We start from the raw sequence: 6,695 nt of genomic DNA on the forward strand, positions 1-6,695 counted from the left end.
CCAAGCGGGGTTGGGGCGGATTGGTTGAGCGAGAGTCCCAGCACGCTGCGAAGCGATTCGCCCGAGCCGCCACCGTTGATCAGTGCGAAATCGTCATCACCGGTTTCGCGAATCGCGTCGAGTTCGACGCGTGTCGTGTGTAACGCGAGGTAAGGACTCCAAAGCGTCGCGGCGTGCGAAAACAGCGTGCCGATTTCGAAATAGCCAAATTGCGATGAGCCATCAAAGCGGCTCTCGGCAAACTCGGATCCGTCCAATGCACTCAGTGAGCGGCGGACTTCGTAATCCTGGGTACCTGCACCGCCCGCAGCCACGAGGTAAACGTGTTGAGCGAGATACTCAACCGAGCCTCCCATGCGATACGAATCGATGTCGGCATGTTGGTCGACTCCGCGGGTCTCGAGATCACCCCAGGCTAGGTGCGCAAAAGAGTGAACAGCCAGCCCATTGGGACTGGCCACACCGCCACCCAATTCGAGTCCGCCGACTTGGTGCCGATATCCCGCCGTTTGCAGGTCGTCCTGATCGACTTCGCCGGTGATACCGTAGCCTCGCACCCAGGGTGTGATTTGGCATTGGCTGCGGTCCCGATCGGTTTGCAGGACGACACGGTCGCGAACCGATTCGAGATTGTTTTGGATATGGTTGATCTCCGCACCGATCAGCGAAGGGTAAATCGACCCGGACAACTGGTTCACCGCCATAACCACCTGATCGGCGGAACCATCTCTTAAGTTGACGACAGCCGCAGGAGGACTGCCAGCACGCAGGTTGTCGAGCAATCCGGCGGCTGAGGTTTGATTGCTGCCGGAGGCGACGGTCGTGAATGATTTTTCGTTGTCTTGAACCAAAAAACCAAATTGGTCCCGTGATGCGGAGACGGTCATCGCTGCTTCTAGAAAGGGGCGGTTTGGCAGCGCGTATACGTCTGTCTCGTTCGTGAACGTTCCAACAACGGGGCTGCCCGATGTCAGAACGTCGAATGAGTCTCCACGCTTGTATTGGCTCCCAACGAAATTCGGTATCAAAGTGGCATCCGTGATTGTTGCCGTGCCGCTAACATCGACTTGGTCGCTTTCTGGCGTTGCGCCGATATCGGAAATGTCGACTTGGACAGTGGCGCTGCTTACATCCAGGTCTCCGGTGACATTCAGTGTTCCTAAGCTACCTGCGGTTGAAGTTGCCCCCGGCGCCAAGGTTCCGGCTGTGATCACGTTGCCGGTGACGGTTCCATTGCCAAACACCCGTGTCGCCGAGGATGTGTCGATATCTGCGTCAAGTGACGCAACGCCTCCTGAGTTGATGTTAAGCTGTGTCAAATCCACTAAGCTGCCGGTGAATGTTAGCGGGCCATTCCCGTTTCGATCAATCGCTATGGTTGTTCCTGTGGCTACGTCAAAAGAGATACTGCCGGGGATGACTGGCAAGTCGCTCAACAATTGAATCGTGGTCGATCCCGGGGTATTAAACACGATCCGGTCACCTGATGACGCGTTTGTGATGGCTTCGCGTAGCGAACCTGCACCCGAGTCTGCATTGCTCGTTACGAAGATATCCACCGCACTCGCGTGATTGACCAGCATCGAAATGCCTATGAGTGCTAGCAACGCGTGACGCTTTTGACGAAGAGCAAATGGAGACATGACGCTACTCGAATCAAGAGGACGGGGCAACATAGGTGGCGGTCCTTATGGCATCGGTTGGCCCCCCTTGTGATCCGTGCAAAAAATCCATGTCTCACGATAGACACAACGCGTTCAACGATTCCATCCGGTAATACCGTCAAAATTTACCATCGGTCGCTACAAAAACATTTCTTTTTCGTGAACGATCGTTGCGGGACTCAAGTCGTTGCGTATCGCGTCGATCACGAGCTCTTCACCTTGCAGGTTCTTAACGAACATCGCTTGTCCTGGACTGACTTTGGCGTTCCAGTGTTTCTCGAAAACCGCCGCCAAATCGCGTTTGGAGGCGAGCACGGTTGGAACCGCGTGCAGCATCCATTGCCGACGATCGCGTCGTTCGAGCCAGGGGCGAAGCAATTGCGGCAGCAAGCGGTTGGTCAAGGTGTCGGCAGGGACATCGACCGATCGAGGGATGACGTAGCGGGGACTCGAAAGCGGACCCAGCGTTTCGCGGACGGATTGGGCGAATATTCGGGACTCTTCGGCAGAGACGCCAACCAGGAATACACGAACATAGCCGCCGTCACGCGTATTGATCTTCAAAACCGAAGCCGCCGAAATTTGAGAGATTTCCTGAAGCGATGCAAACACCACTTCACTGATCGCGGAAACCAAACTCAATCGATCCCAAGGGCGTTTGGCTTTGGCAAACGGGGGGTAGCCCTCGGTGAATTTTGCTTGGTGTGATCCGATCTCGACCGCCCGGATTGGTTGCCCACCGTAGGTTTTTCCGATCTGCCAAAGTTCGTACGCGGCTTCGCGTTTAGCTGCACGCACCAGCATATCGGAATTCAGCTGCGAAACGCTGCCGTCGACCAGTTCGGGTTTCAGTTGGGTAAACGCAGCGTGCACGTGACCGACTCCCTTTTCGATCGCCCCATCATCGCAAACCCCAAAGATGGTTTCATGTTTCCGCAAGAAACGGCGATAGTCATCGAGCCCTTTGCTGAACTCCGGAGCGATGCAAACGACGTCCCAGTTGTTGGCGAGTTTACGAGGTTGTTTGGGATCCAGACGCAACGATCGGCCACGCAATTGGTTGACGGTCATCGATGTGGTGGCAGTCGATAAATCGACAAGCACATTGACCGAATTTGCATCCCATCCTTCGCCCAGCAATCCTCGCGTGCCGACCAAGCAACGTGTTGTCCCTCGCTGAAATAGTTCGGTCAACATTTCCACGTAGACTCGCGGACACCAATCGCTGCCTCTGCCGTTCAGTTCGTGAAACATCCCTTGCATCGCTGACGAAAGTTCGACATTGATGCCGCGTTCTTGCAGCCAAGCATTGGCTTCGCTGATGATGCGGTCCAGTAGATCCGTGTCGACTAACACGGACGATCCTGTCACCAAGACCGGATCAAGTTGATTGGTTTCGGGGGCGTCAAGCAGCATCCGAAACGCGGCCACTGCGCCGCCGGCTTCTTCATCCAGTAGGTGGGCCACTTCCGACCGGATTGCGGATGATTTCTCGAAGTCGGCGATCACGACAGCGCGAAGATCCGCACCGAGAATCTGAGCTTCGTGACGAAGGATAGGCACTACGGCGCGAGTTTTGTTTCGCGTATAAGCAATCACGCGTGATACCGGCGACGCACACGCTCGGGGGCCTGAATCGGTGATTTGGACGCCGAGCATCCGCAAGCGATCGACAACCCGCGTGGCGGTTTGATGGTCTGCCGCATGAGGCGAGCGGCGAAGGTAGTGGCGTGTATAGCGATCGATCAACGTGATCAAACGCTCGTCCTCAGCTTCGTCGCTTGGTAATAGTTCGGGAACGTTGTTGGGAAGTGCGGTTTTTTGTGACTTTAGAAACCACACCGCTGCGGTTACAAAGCGTGCGTCCGCATTGAAGAACTGTCGCCACTGCGATGTTTGGCGTGTGGGAAGTTGTTGGTCACGCAGCACACGAACGAGCCAATCGATTAGCGATTCAGGCGGCCTGAGGATCAGCGATCCGGGCTCGTCCGAACGTAAGCAGGGGTGGTAAAGTTCCTCGACCAATTTGTTGAATTGCTGATCGACCGAGGCAATGAATTCGAGTTCACTTTCGCTGGGACGAACAAAATAGGCGAGGTCTTGATAGGGAGCCAGGTAGCCATCTTTGACAACGGCTGGCACCGGAACTTCGAAATCGATCGTGCCAAAAAATTGGTCGTAACGCTGGGTGTCTTCGCGTTTCTTGCCCTCACGATCCGGAGGCGTTGCCGTTAATCCCACAATCACAGGGCCGTTGAGGTATTCGCTGACTTCGGCCAAGACGCGGCCCCAATGCCCCATCAAGTGATGGCACTCGTCCAGGATCAGCAATCCCACGCCATAATCACGCAGTCGCACCAGCGTGTCCAGCGATGCGCGATGCAGCAGCGTCATCGCACGACCGCCGATCGCGTCCTGTTCGCGGATTTGTTTGCGGAATGCTGCCAACCGCTCGTTGTAAAAGTTCGGATTGTGATCACGTAAACCTTCGATCCAGTCGTCCGCTTCTTGTTCGCTGGCGGCTTGGTTTTTTTCGATCAAGCTTTGGGCCCACAGATCGATTGCCCGTGCGGCTGTAAACTCGGTGGCTCGCGCGGGCAGCGTCACTGATTGGTAAGTTAGCGAGGTCAATAATCCCGGCATCTGCGGGTCGGTGCTGATCAGCGGCGTAAGGTCCATGCCATGGCGATGCTCGAACAACTCGGTGCGTGCCGCCCATTGGGCCTGGATCGCAGAATTCGGAGAAAGCACCAACGCAGGTTTACCCACCAGTTCGGCCCAGATATAAAGGCCCATCACCGTTTTTCCACTTCCGGGCGGAGCGACGATATGCAACCGTCGCTTTCCCCTCGCAAGTTTTTCGCTCGCGATGCGGGCGACCTCGGCTTGAGAGGGGCGGAGCTGGCCTCGAAAGCGAATATCAGGCAAACAGATGTCGGGCAAAACGGTGTCTCGGTTGGGGAAACAGCGGTCTCGTCGATGCGGATTGACTCAATTTAGCGTGCTTGACCATTGAGTGATCAACGGGCAAATCGTGGCGAAGGGTATTTTTGGGGGGCTCGCGTTGTTCATAAAATGCAATAAACGGGATCATTCCCGGTAGGTCAACTTCGCTTGACTCGTCACAATGGGCCGTTAGTAGACAGGATTGCCCGGGGTTTTGCGACAGTTCACGTTCCCCTTCAACCCCTTCAAAAAATCACTCGAAACGAATTCACTCGATGATCGAAACCTCTCCTGCTGACGTTCGACGACAAACCGCACGCAACCGCTCGAGCGAAGCATCATCGAAATCGCACATCAAAACTTCATCACAGGACCCTCTGGAAGTGAGCTCAGCCAAAAATACGGACAATGCAAAGGTCGCGGCCCCCCACTCCGACGCTTTATTGCGATCGATGCTGTTTGGCATCATTGTGGTGCTTGGATTGGTCATCGTCTTGCTTGTCATTGCAATGGGGTTAGGGTGGTTTGATCGAGGATCCGAGGGGATCGAAAGTCCATCGGCGCGGCCGATTCCGGGTCAGTACGATGCCAATCGTGCGTTTGGCTACCTGGTCGAGCTATGTGAAATTGGGCCACGGCCTTCGGGGTCCGCTGGGATGCAAAAGCAACAGCAGTTGTTGACGTCATTTTTCCGCGAAGCCGGCGCCGCTGTGTCGATGCAAACCTTTGATATCCGGCATCCGGAAACTGGTGAAAATGTTTCGCTTGGGAATCTAATCGCCAGCTGGAATGCAGATCAGCCCAAGCGTTTTCTGCTGTGTGCTCACTACGACACACGTCCGTTCCCAGATCGCGACGAAACCAATCCCAAAGGAATTTTTGTCGGAGCCAACGATGGTGCTAGCGGCACGGCGGCGTTGATGGAATTGGCGAATCAAATGAAAGATTTGCCCGCAGACATCGGCGTCGACATGGTGTTGTTTGATGGCGAAGAGTTTGTGTTTGAACAAGGACGTGACGATTACTTCCTGGGCTCGAACTTTTTTGCGGAAAAGTATGTGGCCTCACCACCGACGCACCGCTATCAAGCTGGCATTTTGTTGGACATGGTTGGCGACAAGAATTTGCAAATTTACTACGAGAACAACAGCTTGAAACACGCTCGCAGTTTGGCACGCAGCGTCTGGGATATGGCCTCGCGTCTCGGTGTGCGAGCCTTTATTTCACGACCTCGGCACACACTCGAAGACGACCATTTGCCGTTAAACGAAATCGCAAAGATCCCAACGATCGACATCATTGACTTTGATTATCCGCGTCCCGGCTATGGCGTGAAATCCTACTGGCATACCGAAAACGATGTCCCCGAAAACTGTAGCGGAGAGTCGCTCGCCGCGGTCGTTTGGGTCGTTCACCAGTGGCTGTTGGCTCAATCGGGCACCAGCCGATAACGTCAAATGGCTTGGGGTTCCTCGTTGCTCGGCTCTGCCTGGCAACGTACCGCTTGCGAGGCACTCGGCTCGTCTTTTTCCCGTTCGTCAGTCTGCAAGGTAGTCGGTTCCCAGGCAAGCGTCTGGGGACCAAGAAACCGGACGGAATTTGAGGGTTCTGGTACTATCTTGCATTCTGACTCAGCCAAGCGGTCAGTGGATCGCGGGCCACTCGATACCAAAATTGGCTCTCGCTTTCTGCCGCTTAGATTGTCGTTTGTTGGATGCGGCGTAGCAAACGGGGCATGCGAGTCATAGGGAGCGAGTTTTCTAAAGCTCCGATTTCCGCATCGCTCAACATCGCCAGACTACGCCGCAGGCGAACGAAGAAATCGTCACCCACGACGGCGGTTAACGCGTCATAGTCGCGGCGGAACGCCTCAGGGTTCATTCGCTGCAATCCGAGGCTCGCGGCACGTTTGACCGAATCTGATTTGAATTGCTTCAGCGCCAACGTCATCGCTGCAAAACAAATCGGCCCGTTGTGCTGGTCTTGGCCAAGTTGCTGCAAAACTTGTTGGGTGTATTTCGATGCTCCCAATGATCGTAGACAGAATTCTTTGCTTAGTAGCAAAGGCCAAGTTCCCTGCGCGAA

The 6,695-nt window shown here is 55.0% G+C and carries 4 protein-coding genes; 1 reads left to right on the forward strand and 3 read right to left on the reverse strand.

The window, feature by feature from the left end; genetic code table 11:
- Window positions 1-1,643, reverse strand: a 1,643-nt coding sequence (locus ABX962_RS26045; protein ID WP_372723730.1) for an autotransporter domain-containing protein, incomplete at its 3' end; no start/stop codon positions are given.
- A gap of 159 nt (window positions 1,644-1,802) precedes the next feature.
- Window positions 1,803-4,607 (reverse strand): DEAD/DEAH box helicase, encoded by a 2,805-nt coding sequence (locus ABX962_RS26050; protein WP_372723732.1) that lies wholly within the window; start codon window positions 4,605-4,607, stop codon window positions 1,803-1,805.
- A 278-nt stretch (window positions 4,608-4,885) separates the two neighbouring features.
- Between ABX962_RS26050 and ABX962_RS26055 the strand changes: the two genes are divergently transcribed.
- The gene (locus ABX962_RS26055) at window positions 4,886-6,061 is read left to right on the forward strand and encodes a M28 family peptidase (protein WP_372723734.1); all 1,176 of its coding nucleotides are present in this window, start codon (window positions 4,886-4,888) and stop codon (window positions 6,059-6,061) included.
- 244 nt (window positions 6,062-6,305) lie between these two features.
- Here ABX962_RS26055 and ABX962_RS26060 read toward each other — a convergent pair.
- Window positions 6,306-6,695 (reverse strand): hypothetical protein (locus tag ABX962_RS26060; protein WP_372723736.1); only part of this gene is annotated, 390 nt, incomplete at its 5' end.

The sequence above is a fragment of the Novipirellula sp. genome, from assembly GCF_041583735.1.
Taxonomy (GTDB): domain Bacteria; phylum Planctomycetota; class Planctomycetia; order Pirellulales; family Pirellulaceae; genus Novipirellula.

What these genes read in the sequence shown, in the direction of transcription:
- ABX962_RS26055 (WP_372723734.1), top strand. Translation starts at nt 4,886, where the DNA reads ATGATCGAAACCTCTCCTGCTGACGTTCGACGACAAACCGCACGCAAC.